Origin of the sequence: Prevotella sp. P6B1, from assembly GCF_000702825.1 — a bacterium.
Classification (GTDB): Bacteria; Bacteroidota; Bacteroidia; order Bacteroidales; family Bacteroidaceae; genus Prevotella.
Map to the genome: position 1 here is coordinate 90,219 of NZ_JNKF01000017.1, position 18,875 is coordinate 109,093.

Below are 18,875 nucleotides of genomic sequence, written 5' to 3' on the forward strand. Positions count from 1 at the left end.
TTATGAAAAAGATAATCCTCAAATCCATATATGTAGCAGGTGCTGTCTGTTGTATGATGCTGCTGACGGGGTGTGAACTCGATCGTCTGCCTGAGACCACACTGGCTGATAATACATTCTGGCAGAGTGAGACAGACCTGCGTGGCGCTTGCAATAAATTGTATGTCGACCTGCCTGGTTTCGACCACGACCGTCGTGCCGACGATATCATCGGTACATCAGCCAATGGTACATCGAGTGGTAACTGGAGTCTGCCCTCAACATCGAGCGACTGGACAAACCCTTATAATAGAATAGGTGTATGTAATAATATCATAGCTAAGGGTAGTGTGGCTCCATTGACTGATGCCCAGAAGAATCGCTGGACGGCCGAAGCTTATTTCTTTCGTGCTTTCCACTTCTTCGATTTGGTGAAGAAATATGGCGACGTGCCCTTGATTCTGAAGGCTTTCGACTCTACCAGCGATCCGGATATCAAAATGGCACGCACCCCAAGAGAAGAGGTCGTCCAGCAGTGTTATAAGGATCTGCGTTTTGCTGAAGAGTGGTTGCCAGAGATTGATGCTGTAAGCAGCGAGTCCGACTGGGGACGTGTATCCAAGTCTGCTGCTCGTGCGCTGATGATGCGTATCGGACTCTATGAGGGAACCTTCTCAAAGTATCACAGTCTGTCCAGCGACCCAAAGACACACCTCCAAATAGCTGTCGATGCGGCAGAACGTCTCATCAACAGCGGAAAGCATGCCTTGTATCCCGACTATCAGAAACTGTTCTACTTCGATGGTGAGGGGCGTCAGAACAAGGAAAACGTGTTTGTGAAGGTGTATGGTCCTAATGGTGCAGGTGCTACCATTTCGCATGGTAACTCTCGCCAGTTGGAGAATGGTGTCAGCGTGACTCGTCAAGCTATCGACCAGTATCTCTATACCGATGGTCTACCTCGTGAGAAGAGTACACTGGCTATGATTCCTGAAACGCATTACGACGATATCTTTGAGAACCGCGATCCTCGTCTGGCTATGACCATCTATCATAAGAACGAAGAGGCTTATAAGGGGGGCTACATGCCTTTTAGCAACCAGCATGGCAATGGCTATGGTATCAAGAAGGGCTTCATGATCGACGAATGGACTACTAATAGCAAGGAGACTGTTGATAAGATGGTAATCCGCTATGCTGAGGTTCTGCTCTCATACGCAGAAGCTCTCTATGAACTGAATGGTAGCATTACCGATGAACAGTTGAACATGACAGTGAATGCCGTTCGCGCCCGTAGTGGATTTGAGGCAAAGTTGACCAATAGCTTTGCTCAGCAGAACGGCCTGAATATTCTTGATGAGATTCGTCGTGAGCGTTTAGTGGAGTTTATCGACGAGGGCTTGCGTTACAACGACATCATTCGTTGGAAGATAGCTGAGCAGGTACTGCCTGTCACTATGCTTGGTTTGAAATACAATGAGGACGATACCAATGCCCAGCGCGAGGATTTGCAGAGTCGCCTGACTACCGAGGGTGGTATGTACAAGGGCCAGAAGGTTTGCGACCAAGCCGATATCTATGTGATTGAGGAGGCTGGCGCCCGCTCTTTTAATCCTAATAAGGACTATTATTATCCCATCCCAACCTACGAGATTGCTACATCTGATGGCAATGTTGTTCAGAATCCAGGATGGTAAACAATCAAACAAACTAATAAGAACGTATTTATGAAAAAGATATTATATCAGATCGCATGTGCCGCTTGCATGATGATCGTTGGCATGTCGCTCTCAAGCTGTGGCGACGATGCGTGGGGTAACGACAACCCCGAAACAGAGAATGTATTCTATTTCGGATTCCAGGATTGGGGTAAATTAGACAATAAGGTTGCCTATACCGTTAATCAGGGGCAGACAATTGATATTCCTGTACAGTTCTGGTGTGCTGGCTCGCGTACTTTCGACGCAGAGGCTTACTATTATGTGGATACCAATTTGGCACTGGGCACCGATTTCCAGATTGTCGATGCTAATGGTAATCCGCTGCAACCAGATGCCAATGGCGCATTCACGATGAAATGGCAACTCACTGGCCCCGATGAAACTGATAACCATCGTGTACAGAGTATCTATTTCAAGGCTCTGAATGGCACAACTGGCGATGTCAACGTAACCACCTTCGATCCCAAGGATGTGGATGTTGATGGTAAAGTGAAAATATCGAACGGTTCGGCAGATGGCGTCATTTACACGCCCAACAATATCAACAGTCTGTATGAAGTGCATTGCTTTACACAGAACTACAAAGTAAAAGTTTCGATTAAGTAATTTCATGATATGAAGAAGTTTAGGTTAGTTGTATTCATACAGTTGGTTTTGTTAGTTATGCAGGCAGGTGCGCAGTCCATTTGGGACGGCGCGCACCTGACCCAAGTAAAATCCTGCCTGGAACAGCCGGCCTATGCTACGGCTTATCACCAGCTGATTAAGGAGGCTGACAGACAACTACAGGCTGAACCAGTATCGGTGATGATGAAAGAAAAAGCAGCAGCCAGTGGCGATAAGCATGATTACCTCAGTTTGTCGCGCTACTACTGGCCTGACCCCAATCAGCCTGATGGTCTGCCTTATGTGGCACGTGATGGTGTATCGAATCCAGAACTGGAGAGATACGATCGTCCCAAACTGGCAGAGATGGCAGGACGTGTTACCACGCTTTCGTTGGCTTGGTTCTTCAGCAACGATGAACGCTATGCACAGAAGGCTGTTGAACAGCTTCGCGTGTGGTTCCTTAATAAGTCCACACGTATGAATCCCAATCTGAACTATGCCCAGACTATTCCTGGCAAGTTCGATGGGAGAGGACGTTGCTATGGTGTCATCGATGGCTATTCATTGGTCGAGATGCTTGATGCCGTACAACTGCTGGAACACTCTAAATCGATGACTTCCAAGGATTCCAAGGTGCTGAAACAATGGTTCTCGCAGTTTCTGAATTGGATTCTGACCAGTGAACAAGGCATTGAGGAAGGTCAGCAGCTGAACAACCACTCTACGGCTCATGATGTGCAGGTAATTGCCTATGCCAAATATGTGGGCAACCAAAAGGTGATGAATCAATATCTGGGTGAGTTTTACACAAAACGGATGGAGCCACAGATCAACAGCGACGGTCGACAGCCTCGTGAACTCCGACGTACACTGGCGTTTGGTTATTCGCAGTATAATCTGAGTCATATCATCGACGTGTTCCAGATTGCCCGTTCTGTTTCCTTCGAGTTGCAGCCCGAGGCGCTCCCCTTGTTGGAGAAAGCGGCTGATTTCCTTGCTAAGTATTTAGGAAAGCAGGTTGAGCAGTGGCCCTATCAGCAGATAGGAGAGTGGGATTACAAACAGAATCTGTTTGCGCAGGATCTCTATCGACTCTGGTTGCTGCATCCGCAGCGTACTGATTATCTGCAATTGGCCCAACAGCATATGATAAAGCGTTTCTCTGATCGTTTCTTTCTGTTGTATTACCAGCCCGATAAGGCTGACCATGCCTTTGCGGCCGCCGATACCCAGTTGCGATTCCTGTTGAAGAATACGGAACAGGCCAGAAAAGAGAAAAAGGACAAGTCGAAGTTCATGCCTCGCTGTGTTGAGAAAGACGGTTCATTACGTTTGGTGGGTATGTACGACTGGTGCTCAGGTTTCTTTCCAGGTTCTCTTTGGCAGATGTATGAGTACTCGCACGATCCGTTCTGGCGCGAGAAGGCTGTGTCGAACACCTGGAAGATAGAGGAGGTAAAACACCATAAAGGTACCCATGACCTTGGTTTTATGATGTATAACTCGTTTGGTCAGGCTTATCGACTCACGGGTGAGCAGTCCTATCGTGATGTTATCATTCAGTCGGCTAAGACGCTTGCCACTCGTTTCAACGAGAAGGTTGGTTGTATCCGTAGCTGGAGCTGGGGTACCCCCGATCGTTGGCAGTATGCGGTTATTATCGACAATATGATAAATCTCGAGCTCTTATTCGAGGCTTCCAGACTGACTAACGACAAGCGCTATTTTCAGATGGCTGTGAGTCATGCCAATATCACGATGGCCCATCATTTCCGTGAGGATGGCTCGTCGTATCATGTGGTGGATTACAATCCAGAGGATGGCAAGGTCATCAAACGTATCACTCATCAGGGATTGTTTGATGAGTCTGTCTGGAGCCGTGGTCAGGCTTGGGGCTTGTATGGCTTTACCATGTGCTATCGCTATACCCACGATGAGGCTTATTTGCGTCAGGCTCAGAAGATTGCCAAGTTCTTTTTCTCGCAGAAAGATATGCCTCAGGATATGATACCCTACTGGGATATGCGTGATCCTCAGATTCCCAATGCACCTCGTGATGCCTCGGCAGCCGCTGTATTCGCTTCAGGCTTGTATGAGTTGGCTACTTATTCTGATGCTGCATTGGCCAAGGAATATCGACGTATTGCCAATCATATCATCTTGTCTTTGGAATCAGGATATCAGCCTCAACCTGGTACCATGCAAGGCTTTCTACTCCTCCATTCAACAGGCAACTATCCTGCCAAAGATGAGATCGATGTGCCTATCAACTATGCCGACTATTATTATCTGGAGGCATTGCATCGCTCAAAAAGAATGTAGTTATGTTAGTTAGGTTATATTTGTTATTATTATTTGTTTCATTGATTGGTCGGTCAGATGCACAGCCTGTGATGGGTGAGGGGCATCTGACTCAGACCATCAATGATGGTTGGACGTTTGAAGGACAGAGGATAAAGCTACCGCATACCTGGAATACCGATGCTTATACAGTGAAGGATTATCGTCAGGGATGTTTTACTTATGAGCGCTCCTTCGTGTGGCACCCGGCTGGTCGTCAGACGTGGCTGAAGTTCGATGCTGCCTTCAAACGTGCTGATGTGTTGGTTAACGGGCAGGCCATTGGCCAGCATGTTGGTGGCTATACCGCTTTTGCATTTAACCTAACCCCATATTTACGAGAAGGAAGTAATACCTTGCAAGTAAAAGTGTCGAATGCTGATGAGACGATAACGCCTGTTTCGGCCGACTTTACTTTCATGGGTGGTATCTATCGCGATGTATGGCTGATAGAGAAGACACCACAGCATTTTGATGTGGTTGATGGAGTGAATGTCACAGCCAATCTTCATCAGGTCACTGTTGATTGTAAAGTTTCTGCCCCCGATGGCTGCCAGGTGGTTAGTGTGTTGCAGGATGCCGAAGGGCATGTCATAGCTCAGGCTCATTGTCGTGCTAGTGCTACCACACGTCAGGTTCTGCCTTTACCCAAACAACCGCATCTCTGGTCGCCCGAATCACCATATCTATATAAGGTTGTCACGCTACTGCAGAGTAAGAACGGTAAGACGGAATACGATCGCCAGCAGCGCTCAGTGGGTGTCCGTTCGTATGCATTCGATGCAGAGAAGGGATTTCTGCTGAATGGCAAACCTTATAAACTGCATGGAGTGTGTATCCATCAAGACCAGAAACCGTATGGCATCGCACTCGATGACGACCAGCATCGCCGTGACTTCCGACTGATGAAGGAGATGGGGGTGAACTTCGTGCGCTTGGCACATTATCCACAGGATGATGCCTTGCTCGAATTGTGCGATCGCGAGGGTATGTTGGTGTGGGAAGAAATCCCCGTGGTGGATGTTGTGCCTGAGGGTGAGACTTTTGCTGCAAACTGCGTGCGCCAGTTGCGCGAGATGATTCGTCAACATAAGAGTCATACATCTATTATCCTCTGGGGATACATGAATGAGATTCTGCTTCAGACACAACGCCGTTATCAAGGTGTGCAACTCGATGCTGCCATCCAACGAACACTCGCGCTGGCTCGAAGGTTGGAGCAGGTTGTGCACGAAGAAGATAGTACCCGTTTCAGCGTGATGGCTTTTCATGGTAGCAATGATTATAATAAGGTGGGGTTGAGCGATATTCCTCAGGTTGTAGGCTGGAACCTCTATCAGGGATGGTATGGTTCGGATATGACTGATTTCGAGCGATTCCTCGAACGCCAATATCGCCAGCAGCCTTCCCATCCCATTATCGTCAGCGAGTATGGGGCTGGTAGCGACCTGCGTTTACATAACCCAACAAATTCGGTGGCTTTCGATTTTTCGATGTCGTATCAACAGCGCTATGTTGAACATTATCTGCCGGTCATCGAACAGACACCCTATGTGTGTGGGGCGGCATATTGGAATTTTATCGACTTCGCCTCGGCCAACCGCGATGAGTCGATGCCACGAATCAACAACAAGGGGGTGGTTACTAACGCTCGACAGCCTAAGGATGTGTATTATTATTTCCAAGCCAACTGGGTTCAACGCCCTGTGGTACATATCGCCGTTAGTGATTGGCCCGACCGTTGTTCGTTTGAGCGCAAGATGCCTGTCAAGGTATATACTAATCAGCCCACGATAGAACTGATACATAATGGACAGTCGTTAGGTCGGAAAAAAGTGGTAAACTGCCAGGCTGTGTTTGTTGTTTCATTCTTTGATGGTGTCAACACCTTGCGGGCAGGTACAGGAACTCATGAGGATGTGGCAACGGTGAAATATTGTCAGCCGTCGGACGAGATTGCTGTGAATGTAGGTAGTAACTGCTATTTCCAATCAGATGCCTCCGGACTGACTTGGCTGCCTGACCAGCCTTACCGTGAGGGTAGTTGGGGCTATATCGGTGGCAAGGCGATTCAAACGCAGAAGGAGATACTCCTGACGCCCGATGTACCGCTCTACCAGACTATGCGTGAGGGAATGCAGGCTTATCGTTTCGATGTGCCCATTGGGAGCTATGAGATTGAACTCCTATCTGTCGATACCCGTAAATCGCAAGCTTCGAGTGCCTATCTGCTGGGGCGCCAGGATACCCGTGGCGGTGGTATCGCTGTGCGTCGCCGTTACTTTGTCGATAATACCGATGGCTATTTGTTGCTACCGTTTGGTGTGCACGATTGTTTGTCTGGAATCAAAATCAGGAAACTATAGTTATGTACAAGCAAACTTTACAATTCATATTGTCCGCCTGTGTGGTAGCTACTACAGCTACTGCACAGGTTAAACTCTGTGTAGATGATAACTGGCATTTCTCTCGTCAGGATTTGATGAATTCATGGAAAACCGTTAATCTGCCGCATTGCTACAATGCGCAGGATGGAGTCGATCCCGATGTGAAATACTATCAAGGGGTAGGCTGGTATCGTACTACACTACAGGTAGATAATCCATATCCCAATGGTCATACGTTGTTGGAATTTGAGGGCGCAGGTCAGAAGACAGAGGTGTATGTTGATACGGTTCTGGTCGGATCGCATGTGGGCGGCTACGACTGTTGGACGGTCGATCTCTCACGGTTTGGCAATGGCCCATTGCCATTGGTGGTTCGTTGTGATAATAGTCGTGATGTACAGATGATACCATCCAATCTGTCCGACTTCTGTCTCTATGGCGGACTCTACCGCCCTGTCAATTTGCTATATATGCCTGAGACGTACGTCGATGATGTCTGTATCGATGTCAGTGACAACGTGGTCACCATCTCTCCTCAGTATCCTTTACTGGTGGAGTTGTTTTCTCCCAATGGTAAGTGTGTTTACAAGGGCGACAACCACAAGCCTATCGTCATCAAGCATCCTGCGCTTTGGGATGTGGACCATCCCCAGCTCTATACGGCTCGCATCCGCTATGGAGAGCAGCTGATTGAGAAGCGTTTCGGCTTTCGTTCATTCGAGTTCAAGAAGCACGGGCCGTTCTATCTTAATGGTCGGCGCTTGCTGCTCAATGGCACGCACCGTCATGAAGACCATGCTGGGGTAGGAGCAGCCATGACCGATGAGCAAATTCGTCGCGAGATGCAACAGATTAAGGATATGGGGGCCAACTTTATCCGTTTGGGGCATTACCAGCAGCGCGACCTCGTATTACAACTTTGCGATTCGTTGGGTTTGCTGGTGTGGGAGGAAATCCCCTGGTGTCGTGGTGGCGTGGGTGGCGAACGCTATCAGGCGCAGGCTCGTCGCATGCTGACCAATATGATTACCCAGCACCGTCATCATCCCTCTATAATCCTTTGGGGATTGGGCAATGAGAACGACTGGCCTGGCGATTTCTCGGATAAGGTCGATACGGTTGGTATCAGGCAGTTGATGACCTCGCTGAACACCTTGGCCCACCAACTTGATCCGGGCCGCAAAACCACCATCCGCCGTTGTGATTTCTGTGCGGATATCGTTGATGTTTATTCGCCTTCCATCTGGGCGGGTTGGTACACCCGACGTTTTGCCGACTACCGTACCATGGAGCAGTCGGCCATCGAGCGTTTCCCCCATTTCCTGCATGCTGAGTGGGGAGGTGATAGCCATGCTGGGCGTCATGCCGAGGGTGGCTTCGATATCGAGGCAGGCGACCGCCATGGCGATTGGTCAGAGAGCTATATCGTACGCCTGTTCGATTGGCACTTGAAAGAGCAGGCGCAGATGGATAGTCTTACGGGCTCAGCCTTCTGGACCTTTAAGGATTTCTGCACCCCTTTACGTCCTAATAATCCTATTCCTTATGTCAATCAGAAGGGCGTCTGCCAGCGCGATGGTACACTCAAGGAGAGCTATTTTGTTTTTCAGTCGTATTGGTCGACCAACCCTATGCTTCATATCTACGGCCACTCTTGGCCAATCCGCTGGGGTAACGAGGGCGAGGCAAAAGAAATATTGGTCTATTCCAATCAGCCAGAGGTGGAACTATTCGTGAATGGCAAATCGTATGGTAAGAAACAGCGTCGAATCAGCGATTATCCTGCACAGGGCTTCCATTGGTATGTGCCGTTGGCAACCGGTACCAATCATATCCGTGCTGTGTCAGCCGAACTTTCCGACGAAATCATTTGCACGTATCAAACCGAGAAATGGGGAACACCAGCACAAGTCAAACTGAGTTATGCTGACGGGCTGCTGACGGCTCAGATCTGTGATGCCCATGGTGTGCCATGCCTGGATTCAAAGGATTGGATTGAATTCTCGCTTGTTGGCGATGGATATCTTCATCAGAACGAGGGAACGGTTACCGGTTCCAGTCGTATTCAGGCAGCCAATGGTCGTGCCGTAGTGCGTATTGATGCTTCGGGGGAGTGTATCGTTTATGTTCGGACATATCAAACAGCTTTTTTTGATATAATACGTGCTGAATTCAAAATAAAGTAGTATATTTGCATCCGAAAATTAAATGACCGACTAAAATGCTACGTACTATTACTCTTTTCTGTTTTTTTGCATTATTGTGCGTTGGAACCTCTGCTGGTGTTCCATTTATTTGTCACTATGGTATTGAAGACTATGGTAGTGGCCATACAACTTGGCGTATCGCTTCTTATGAAAACTGGACTTTTTTTGCCAATGAACGTGCATTACTTACGTTTGATGGCGTCAGCTGGGAGCGGCATATGCTCAATAACCGTTCAGAAGTAAGAGGCGTTGCAGTTTTTCCTAAACAGCATCGTGTGTATGTTGGTGGAGAAAATGAATACGGTTTCTTTGAGGTTGGTCAAAACGGTGTTCTGCAGTATCACTGTTTATCAGATTCTGTTGATAAGAAATTCCGTGAGGTCGGAAATGTTTGGGAAATATATGAATTAAGCGGTGTCCTCTATCTGCGTTGTGATGATTATATCCTGATCATGCACCATAAGGAACCCTTCATGATTGAATCAAAAGACAAGATTTTTGCCTCTATATTGGTAGATGGTGTTATCTATGTGGCTACTGATCATGGTGTGAAGATGGTGGCTGGTGAGCGTCTACTGCCTATAACTGGAGGAGCTGTTCTGGATCACATGCGTATCAACTCTATGTTTAAGTATAAACAAGGTATGATTGTTACCACTTCTAATGATGGAATGTTTTACTATAATGGTCGCTCGGTTACGCCTTTTCCAACAGCTGCCGACCGTCTGCTGAAGGAAGGTGTCATCTGTTGTGCTGCTATTAATGGTGATCTGGTAGCATTGGGAACGATACATAATGGCGTTGTTATCATCAATCTTGCCACGGGTGAAGTGAAAAATTATGATGAGATGCATGGATTGCAGAATAATACCGTACTCTCAATAAGTTTTGATGCTTCAGGTAATTTGTGGGCTGGTATGGATTACGGTATTGACTATATCCTTCTTAATGCGCCTTATTTTCATCTTTATGGCAAAGGCATGTCGTATGGTATTGGCTATAGCGCACAAGTATTTCATGATAATTTGTATCTTGGAACTGATCGTGGACTATTTATGACACCTCTTGACCATGTTTTGGAAGGTCAGAACATTAATATGAATAGAATTGATAGTCCCAGTGGACCTGCTTGGTTCTTATATAGTCATCATGATGAGTTATTCTGTCTACATGACAAAGGCATCTTTTGTGTTAATGGGACAAAAGCAAGCAAAATAACTGATGTAATCGGTGCATGGTCGTGTGTGGCCCAAGATGGAATAAACAACAGACTGTTTGTGGGGTTGTATAGTGGTATCTGTATTTTGGAGAAGATAAATGGTCAATGGCGGTCGTTAGGTCGGATAAAGGGAATAAGTGAATCATGTCGCTATTTCCGACAAACGGGGAGACAACAGCTTACTGTGTATAACCGGAATTTGAATCTTGCTGAAATCTATCAATTGGATAGTTCATATCAGAAGGTTATCAGTCATAAAACGGTGAGAAAAGTTTGGATAGATTCCTTATCAGATGTTCCTTCTGATTTATATGAGATGTGGGATGCTTCAGGTAATATCATTAAACTCGATAAGCAGATTAATTTAATTCCGTGTAGTGCTGGTTTCATCCTGTATAAACCTGATGTGAAAGTGCCGCCAGTGCGTACGTTGATTCACCGGATGCTACTGACTGCACCGAGGGATTCTGTAGTGTATCGTGCTAATTTCTCTCATATCAAGTCTTCACCGATTATCAGCTTTGACAACAACTCTGTCCGTTTTGATTTTCGTGCCGTTGCATTACAAGTTGATGGTGGTGTTACTTATCAGTATAGACTGAATGATGGTGAGTGGTCTGATCCTACTACTTCGACGTCAAAAGAATATAGTAATCTTCTTGAAGGAACCTACACTTTTGAGGTCCGAGCATGTAGTGGTAATCATTTTACAGATCCTGATAGTATTACTTTTACTATTTTATCTCCCTGGTATCGTACATGGATAGCCAATCTCATCTATATCTTCCTGCTTTGTTGTGGTGGATTATTTATATATCAATACGCCCGTCGTTACGTATGGCAAAAGCAAAATTTGGCGGTTGAACAGAAAACCAAGGAAATGAAGATAGAAATCGATCAGTTGGAGAAAGACAAGATAGATCTTGAATTGAAGCATAAAAACCAGGAAATAGCTAATCTTATTATTAGTGTTGCCAGAAAGAATGAGACACTCTTTGCCTTAAAAGAGAGTATTCGTTCTGTGGCTGTGAAACTCTCAAAGACGAATACGGCAGAAAGTAAGCGTGAGTTGTTGATGATCAATAACAGTATTGAAGCGAGTATGGAAGGGGATGAGTTACTGAAGCGATTTGAAGAACAGTTTGATTTGGTTAACAATAACTTTATGCAACGACTTTCTCAAAAGCATCCCGACCTGTCTGGAAGCGAACGATTGATGTGTGCTTATCTGAAAATGAATCTTTCTACGAAGGAAATAGCCCCGTTACTCAACATTTCTGTACGTGGAGTTGAGACAATGCGATATAGAATCCGTAAAAAATTCAATCTTGAACGCGATATGAATCTAATCGATTATATTAACTCATTTGCTTGATAATCAGTAGTTTGTGTATTTTGACGTACTTCTGACGTATTCGGCAGATGCGGGTGGTGTATTTATAACGACCATTAAAAAGAACACCATTTGGTCATAATAACTACCTTTGCCAGCGAAATCGACTTTTATCCATTAACTAAATCAAAGCAATCGATTATGAAAAAAAAGTTTTTGAATGCGCTCCTCGTTGGAGCAATGGTGCTAACAGGAACAAGTTTCTCATCCTGTAGTAAAGACAATGATGACCTCGAAACACGTATTACAGCTATCGAGGGTTACTTTAATGAGGCTGTAGGTGCTACGGTCGTAAGTGCTTCTCAGGCAGCTGATGGTTCTTGGACATTGACTATGAGCGATGGTAAGGTGATTACGACACCACCGGCAAAGAGTGGTTCTGAGGTAACTGTAATTGAAAACGAGAACAATTTTATTATTACTGTAAATGGTACTCAGTACGTCATTCCTAAAGCTGCAGCGGCTTGCCAGTTAATCTATAGTCCACAGTATGTGGATGGAATGGAAATGTATGATGGTCAGCCTATCTATATTATGTTCCAGATGAGTCCTAAGCTTGCTACACTTGATGGTGCCTATATTGATATACAGGAAGCACATGAGCTGAAGACACGTGGTAGCAACGACTTGTTCAAGGTTATCGATGGTGCCAGTATTAGTGGCGACATGATAACCATTCCTGTTCAGGCAACAGCTGCCGAGGAAGGTAAGTCTTATGCTGTGAATATTGTGATCACACAGAATGGTAAGACCTACATCTCTAATTATTTCCGTATTCAGGTTAATAGTAATAGTTTTGTAGCCGAGGCTCTTGAGGATTATGGCTTTGCCACATCTGTTTCTGATGCGCAGAAAAGCGAGGTAACACAGAGTACCGCAGGTACGGATACCTGGTATTGGACTGCTACTATTCCTGCCGATCTGGTGGATGATTTCAATATGGCGGAGTTCTTTACAGGATTGCCTGAAGGTGTAACGTTCGAGGTTGCAAGTGCCTCTAAGCAGATGAATGATAATGCACGTAAGGCCTATGATGTTCTGAAGAGTAGTCTTGCAGCCAATGGCACATGGTCGTTGGCTGGTCGTCCTGGTTGTGACTTCCCTGAAGGTTTTATGGTAAATGTTCTGGTTGATGGCGTGGTCAAGATGAAGGTTAATTGGATTTTCAATGATCCATTGAAGGAAATCAGTTTCAAAGGTGGTTTCAACAATCTTTCTGAGCATATGGAAATTTGTCCGGAGGACGGCTCTGGCTATTGGGCTCCAGGCGTGAATAGTTGGGATATCCAGAAGGCTTTCTCTGCCGTATTCGATGGCGACGATAGTCAGGTCCCCATGCAGCATGGCGGTGCACAGACATTCCTGCACGAACAATGGGGTAATTATTCTGTTCAACTGAAGGAGCAGGGCGACATCATCTTCCACGATGGAACCCGTTTGGCATTAGGTGATTTGGGACAGAAGTATGCTAAGCATTCTAAGGGCGTCTACTGGTATCTTGGTGGTACTGCTGTCACTTCTTCTAACCGTCGGAATATCGCAGGAAAACCAGAGGATGAAGCAGGTCTGATAGAGCTGTTTGGTGGTAACTGTAATGGTGAGATTATTGGTGGCTGGGACTGGATTCCATATAGCGACTGGCATGATCTGATTGGTATTGATATCAACGATGCTGGCGTGATGACCACTGGCGCTCAATATCCTGGATGGGGTCTCCGCATCCATGCCCGTGCAGCCTTCGAATATGCTTATGGTCAGCGTTATATCGGTGATGGTGATGGTGGTATCGCATTCCTCTTCATTAATCGTCGTGGTGCTGCTGAAGGTGTTGTCGATCCAGCTTCGCGTTAATCATTAATCTCCCATTGCTTATGAGAAGATATATTATTGTCATATTGTGTATGCTTGCTGCATTGTCAGGTTTTGCACAGCAACGTGAGGTGAAGGGCCTTGTGACTGATGCTAACGGTGAACCTGTCATTGGCGCGACCATACGTGTGAATGGTTCGAATAGGGCGACCGTCACTGACATGAATGGCCAATTCAGTATTTTGGCTTCTCCCAAAGAAAAGCTTAAAATCTCTTTTGTAGGTTATCATGATGCGCAGGTTACCGCTTCAAAGAATAGCTTGAGTGTGATGTTACAAGAAGATAGCCACTTGCTCGACGACGTGGTTGTTGTTGGTTATGGTACACAGAAAAAGGCTACTCTTACTGGTGCCGTCGCTTCCATTAACAACAAGGAAATGACTGTCACCAAAAACGAGAATACGGTTAACATGCTCGCTGGTAAGATACCTGGTATCCGAATCACCCAATCCAGTGCGCAGCCTGGTGAATTTAATAGTAAGATTGATATTCGCGGTATGGGAACGCCATTGATTGTGGTCGATGGCATTCCTCGCGACCAGTCCTATTTCTCACGTATGGATGCTAATGAGATTGAGAATGTATCTGTCCTGAAGGATGCATCGGCTGCTATCTATGGCGTACGTGCTGCAAATGGCGTGATTTTGGTTACTACAAAGCACGGAACTGGTGCAAAGAATGGTAAGTTTGATATTACGTTCTCTGCAAACTACGGTTGGCAGTCGTTCCTCTACCTTCCAGAAACGGCCTCTGCTGCAGAACATATCATGCTGTACAATGAGAAGGTTAACAATTCCCTCAGCAATAATACCTATCCTCAACGCTTAGGTAACGGCCTGAAATCGTATAAGGACATGTTCTACTATACCTCGCATGGTATCACCGGTACCAACTGGACTAAGGAGATGTTTGATAATACTTCACCTCAGGAACAGTACAATGTGTCATTGAATGGTAGCTCGCAGAAAATCGACTATTTCTTCAATGTCGGCTATATGAAACAGATGGGTAGTTATAAGAGTCACTCGATGAATTATAACCGTTGGAACTTCCGTTCGAATGTCGATGCAAGAATTACTGATCGTCTTAAAGCCACAGTTTCACTCAGTGGCTATAAGGACGAGAAGAATCAGCCTTATACGGATATTTGGAGCGTTTATAAAAAAGCATGGACCTATCGTCCTACTGCTTCACCATATTTGAACGGCAACACGGATTATCCTTCTAAGGACCCTGACTTTACAGAAGAGTCTAATCCTGTTACGGAAATTGATTCAGATTACTCAGGTTTCCGACGTGAGCGTCGTTATAATTTTAATGGTGGCTTGACGTTACAGTACGACTTCAAGTATGTAAAAGGTCTGAGTGCCAAGGCATTCTATAGCTATGATTATTATACCACTGATAACCATAACTACCAGAAGGAATATAACCTTTATCGTCTTAACGATTCAGCCAAGGGCATAGATGAGCCAGGAAACTTGGTTTCTCTGCCTCAGAATTCTGGTAAGTCATATGTGCGCCGTTGGACTGATCCCAGTCATGCTACTGATCTCCAGCTGTCGCTGAATTACGATCGTACCTATGGTGACCACAAGATCAGTGCCTTGCTACTTTATGAAGAGCAGTATAACACATGGGACAATTTCTCTGCACAGCGTAACATGCTATTATCGACCGAGTACCTCTTTGCTGGTGATACAGATGGTATGGCAGGCTCAAGCTCTGGTATTGGCGATATCACCCGTAAGGCTTGGGTGGGCCGTCTGAATTACGATTATCAGGGAAAGTATCTGGCAGAGTTGGCATTCCGTGAGGATGCCTCTTCTCGCTGGGCTGATGGCGCACGCTGGGGGTTCTTCCCCTCTGTGCTTGTAGGTTGGCGCGCCAGTGAGGAAGGCTTCGTTAAAAAGCTGATACCATTCCTGTCTAACTTAAAATTCCGCTTGTCGTATGGTGAGATGGGAGATGATGGTGCTGCCGGTACTTATCCTCCAACTGTTGTTGGATACAACCTGAATAACGATTATGGTTGGTATTATACTGAGGGAACTCTGACAACAGGTGTCACGCCTACTGCTATCCCTAATCCTGATCTGACATGGTATAAGTCAAAGCTTTACAATGCAGGTATTGATTTCGAACTATGGAACGGACTCCTTGGTGGTACGTTCGAAGTGTTCAAGCGTCAGCGTAGCGGACTTCTCGATCGCTCAAACCGTACTATCCCCGGTACTGTAGGTGCTGATCTGCCGTTGGAAAATATGAATAGTGATATGACTTTCGGTTGGGAAATCAGTCTCTATCATCGAAATCGCATTGGCGAGTTGGGCTATCAGGTCATGGGCCAGATCTCCGCAGCTAAGAACCGTTGGGATAAACGTAACAACAATCAGGGTAGTAACTCAATGAGTAACTGGTACGATGTAAACCGTAGTGGTCGTAACATGGATATTTGGTTCAGTATCGAAGAAGGTGGTCGTTTCAGTAACTATGAGGAAATCCAGCACCATTCAACTATTGGTACCAACTATGGCACAGGCACACTTCCTGGCGATTATTGGTATAAAGACTGGAATGGCGATGGTGTCGTTGATGGAAATGATAATCATCCTGTTGCCACCTTCAATCTGCCAGTATTCAACTACGGCATCTCTTTGTCAGCCGACTGGCGTGGTATCGACCTTTCTATGAACTGGCAGGGTTCGGCAGGTATCTATAATCTGTACGATGAGGTGTTTACTGAGGTTTGTCCGTTCAATGGCGGTGCTGCTCTTGATATCTATCTTGATCGCTGGCATACCAAGAAACTGACTGACGACCCCTGGAATCCTCATACAGAATGGATGTCGGGCTATTATCCAGCAACAAGTCATAGCTTTAATATTGGTACAACAGGTATTCAGAATACGTCTTACATTCGATTGAAGACCTTGGAACTGGGCTATTCTTTGCCAAAGAAATGGTTAGGAAGAGTTGGTGTGAAAGACCTGCGTGTCTATGTCAATGCCTACAACCTGTTGACAATAACTGGTATTAAGAATATGGACCCAGAGCGTCCTGGCCATCAGGGTGGAGCTAATAATGGTACTGAGAGCAGTATACTTTTCTATAATTATCCTGTGAACCGCTCGTTTAATGTTGGTGCTACGCTTAAGTTCTAATTAAAGAAAGAAAAGAATATGAAGACGATTAAGTATTTAATATTTACAGCATTCATAAGCACGTTAACGATCGCCTGTAACGACTTGGACTTGGAACCTAAAGGTATCTTGGCCGAGAACCTGCTCTTTAAATCGGAGGTGGGAGTGCAGCAATATTTCGCACGTGTTTATAATACTTTACCGATAGAGGATTTCAATTACTATCAAGGCGAAGGGTATAAGAAAGAAGGTAATGCTTGGGAAGGTCAGAAAAACAGTCCTTCATCAGTCTGTCTGGAAGGCAATGGTCGTGGAGAAAACATGGATGCCGGCTATTACTGGCCCTATGGAGAAATCCGTTATATCAACACTTTCCTGACAGAGTTCCCTAAATACAAAGAGAACTATACTGAGTCCGATTATGAGGCGCTGATGTCTGAAGGTTACTTTATTCGCGCCTTCTACTATTTCGGTTTGGTTAAGCGTTTTGGTGGTGTGCCCTTGATTGATACACCACAGGATCCCAAAGCTGCTCCTGACACATTGAAGGTCGCTCGTAGCACAGAGTATGATACCTACAAGTTTATCTATAACGACTTGAAGTATGCTATGAATCATGGCAGTACGGATAAGAAACGAACCACCCGTGGAACAGCATATGCTGCAGCAGCTCTGATGTCGCGTGTCATGCTCTATGCGGCTTCAAGTGCCAACTACGGTTGGACGGTAGGAACCACTGGTCCTGCAGTCAATGCGGGCTTGATGATTATCCCTCAAGAGCATGCCGAGGAGTTCTATCAGTATGCATATGATGCTTGTAAGTTCCTACATGATGCAGGCTTTAAACTCCATCTGGCTGGTGATGGCGAGACTGCTTTTGTTGAAACCATGGTCAATGATACTGAGGAGGATATCTTTATGAAACGATTTGGCAATGTAACGACACTCGAGGCTGGTGGTAATCGTAATACAGGCTTGTTCCATGGTTGGGATGCTATGGTATTGCCTTTGGGCACAGGCTTGTCATCGAGTGTAGGCTGCGCATTGCAGGGGTGCTGGGAATCGGCAAAGCTGTTTCAGATGCCGGCTATTGCCGACGAAGATGGCAAGCCCATTCGCTTTAATGACCCTTCTGAGTTGTGGGATACTGATGAGATGGAAGGGCGTGCTCGTGCCACCTTCTTCTTCTCAGGTATGACAGAACCTGTGTCTGGCGAGAAGATGGATTTCCGTGCAGGTATTTTCAAGACCTATGGTAGTCATACGCAGGCTGATGGATGTCCTTATGGCGGCAGTAACGACTTCACCAACGAGAACCGTGTTATTGGTGGCGATAACGATATGCTGAATGGCATCCGTGTAAATGGTCGTTATGGTATGGTTACCAATCATGGCGATGAGGGGTGGAACTACATGGGTATTGGTGTGCGTAAATATGTAGGCACCACCACCGGTCGAGGTAAGGAACTGCATCAGAGTTCTACCAACTGGAAAGTGTTCCGTTATGGCGAAGTGCTATGTAACTGGGCTGAGGCTGCTTATGAACTTGGACAGCTGCGTGGCGATGAAAGTCTGAAACAGGAGGCTGTTGCCCATATTAACGAGTTGCATGCTCGTGCTGGCGCTCGTCCTTATGTCTATAAGGCTGATGCTCAAAACGTCAATGAGATGGATGCCGAGCAGTATCCTTATTCCTATAACGTTGATGAGAATCTTCAGTATATTCGTGATGAGCGCGTTCGCGAGCTGTGCTTCGAGAATCAACACTACTGGGATCTGCGTCGTTGGAGAGTATATCATGATTTGTTTCAAAGCACGATTGCTCACTGTCTGTCTTGCTATTATGTGTTGGATGAGGATAAGTATATTTTCCTGCCCGATGAGCCTTCGTTCAACTCTTATCGTCGCACGTTCTACTCCTCGCAGTACTATAAGCAGATTGGTGACGATGAGATTAATAAGAATGATTTGCTGATCCGAAATGATGGATTCTAAATAAAAAAGATAG

General features: G+C 45.9%; 9 protein-coding genes. All 9 read left to right on the forward strand.

The annotated features are described in order from the left end of the window. The first annotated feature begins 2 nt into the window (after positions 1 to 2). A complete protein-coding gene (locus T495_RS0114410; RefSeq protein ID WP_033149184.1) occupies positions 3 to 1,676 on the forward strand; it encodes a RagB/SusD family nutrient uptake outer membrane protein in 1,674 nt (557 codons plus the stop codon). Positions 1,677 to 1,706: 30 nt separating this feature from the next. Beyond that, complete coding sequence (locus T495_RS0114415; protein WP_155993717.1) at positions 1,707 to 2,306, forward strand: hypothetical protein; 600 nt, start codon at positions 1,707 to 1,709, stop codon at positions 2,304 to 2,306. A gap of 9 nt (positions 2,307 to 2,315) precedes the next feature. Further along, positions 2,316 to 4,631, forward strand: a complete 2,316-nt coding sequence (locus T495_RS0114420; protein ID WP_033149186.1) for an alginate lyase family protein — start codon at positions 2,316 to 2,318, stop codon at positions 4,629 to 4,631. Between the two features lie 2 nt (positions 4,632 to 4,633). Then, positions 4,634 to 7,015: a glycoside hydrolase family 2 gene (locus T495_RS0114425; RefSeq protein ID WP_033149187.1), complete on the forward strand. Its 2,382-nt coding sequence runs from the start codon at positions 4,634 to 4,636 to the stop codon at positions 7,013 to 7,015. A gap of 2 nt (positions 7,016 to 7,017) precedes the next feature. Continuing rightward, entirely contained in the window at positions 7,018 to 9,222 is a 2,205-nt protein-coding gene (locus tag T495_RS0114430; RefSeq protein WP_033149188.1) for a glycoside hydrolase family 2 TIM barrel-domain containing protein, read from the forward strand. 35 nt (positions 9,223 to 9,257) lie between these two features. Then, complete coding sequence (locus T495_RS0114435; RefSeq protein WP_051652085.1) at positions 9,258 to 11,837, forward strand: triple tyrosine motif-containing protein; 2,580 nt, start codon at positions 9,258 to 9,260, stop codon at positions 11,835 to 11,837. 159 nt (positions 11,838 to 11,996) lie between these two features. Next, positions 11,997 to 13,706 carry a hypothetical protein gene (locus T495_RS0114440; protein WP_155950073.1) on the forward strand — a complete coding sequence of 570 codons (1,710 nt, stop codon included), beginning with the start codon at positions 11,997 to 11,999 and terminating at the stop codon, positions 13,704 to 13,706. 20 nt (positions 13,707 to 13,726) lie between these two features. After that, on the forward strand, positions 13,727 to 16,888 hold the full coding sequence (locus T495_RS0114445; RefSeq protein ID WP_051652086.1) for a TonB-dependent receptor: 3,162 nt from the start codon (positions 13,727 to 13,729) through the stop codon (positions 16,886 to 16,888). Between the two features lie 18 nt (positions 16,889 to 16,906). Next, positions 16,907 to 18,862, forward strand: coding sequence for a RagB/SusD family nutrient uptake outer membrane protein (locus T495_RS0114450; RefSeq protein ID WP_033149190.1), 1,956 nt, complete (start codon positions 16,907 to 16,909; stop codon positions 18,860 to 18,862). Positions 18,863 to 18,875: the final 13 nt, after the last annotated feature.

Excerpts from the sequence above, each read along its gene's own strand:
- T495_RS0114410 (WP_033149184.1), top strand. The coding sequence starts at position 3 with ATGAAAAAGATAATCCTCAAATCCATATATGTAGCAGGTGCTGTCTGT.
- T495_RS0114425 (WP_033149187.1), top strand. The coding sequence starts at position 4,634 with ATGTTAGTTAGGTTATATTTGTTATTATTATTTGTTTCATTGATTGGT.
- T495_RS0114450 (WP_033149190.1), top strand. The coding sequence starts at position 16,907 with ATGAAGACGATTAAGTATTTAATATTTACAGCATTCATAAGCACGTTA.
- T495_RS0114415 (WP_155993717.1), top strand. The coding sequence starts at position 1,707 with ATGAAAAAGATATTATATCAGATCGCATGTGCCGCTTGCATGATGATC.
- T495_RS0114435 (WP_051652085.1), top strand. The coding sequence starts at position 9,258 with ATGCTACGTACTATTACTCTTTTCTGTTTTTTTGCATTATTGTGCGTT.
- T495_RS0114445 (WP_051652086.1), top strand. The coding sequence starts at position 13,727 with ATGAGAAGATATATTATTGTCATATTGTGTATGCTTGCTGCATTGTCA.
- T495_RS0114420 (WP_033149186.1), top strand. The coding sequence starts at position 2,316 with ATGAAGAAGTTTAGGTTAGTTGTATTCATACAGTTGGTTTTGTTAGTT.
- T495_RS0114430 (WP_033149188.1), top strand. The coding sequence starts at position 7,018 with ATGTACAAGCAAACTTTACAATTCATATTGTCCGCCTGTGTGGTAGCT.
- T495_RS0114440 (WP_155950073.1), top strand. The coding sequence starts at position 11,997 with ATGAAAAAAAAGTTTTTGAATGCGCTCCTCGTTGGAGCAATGGTGCTA.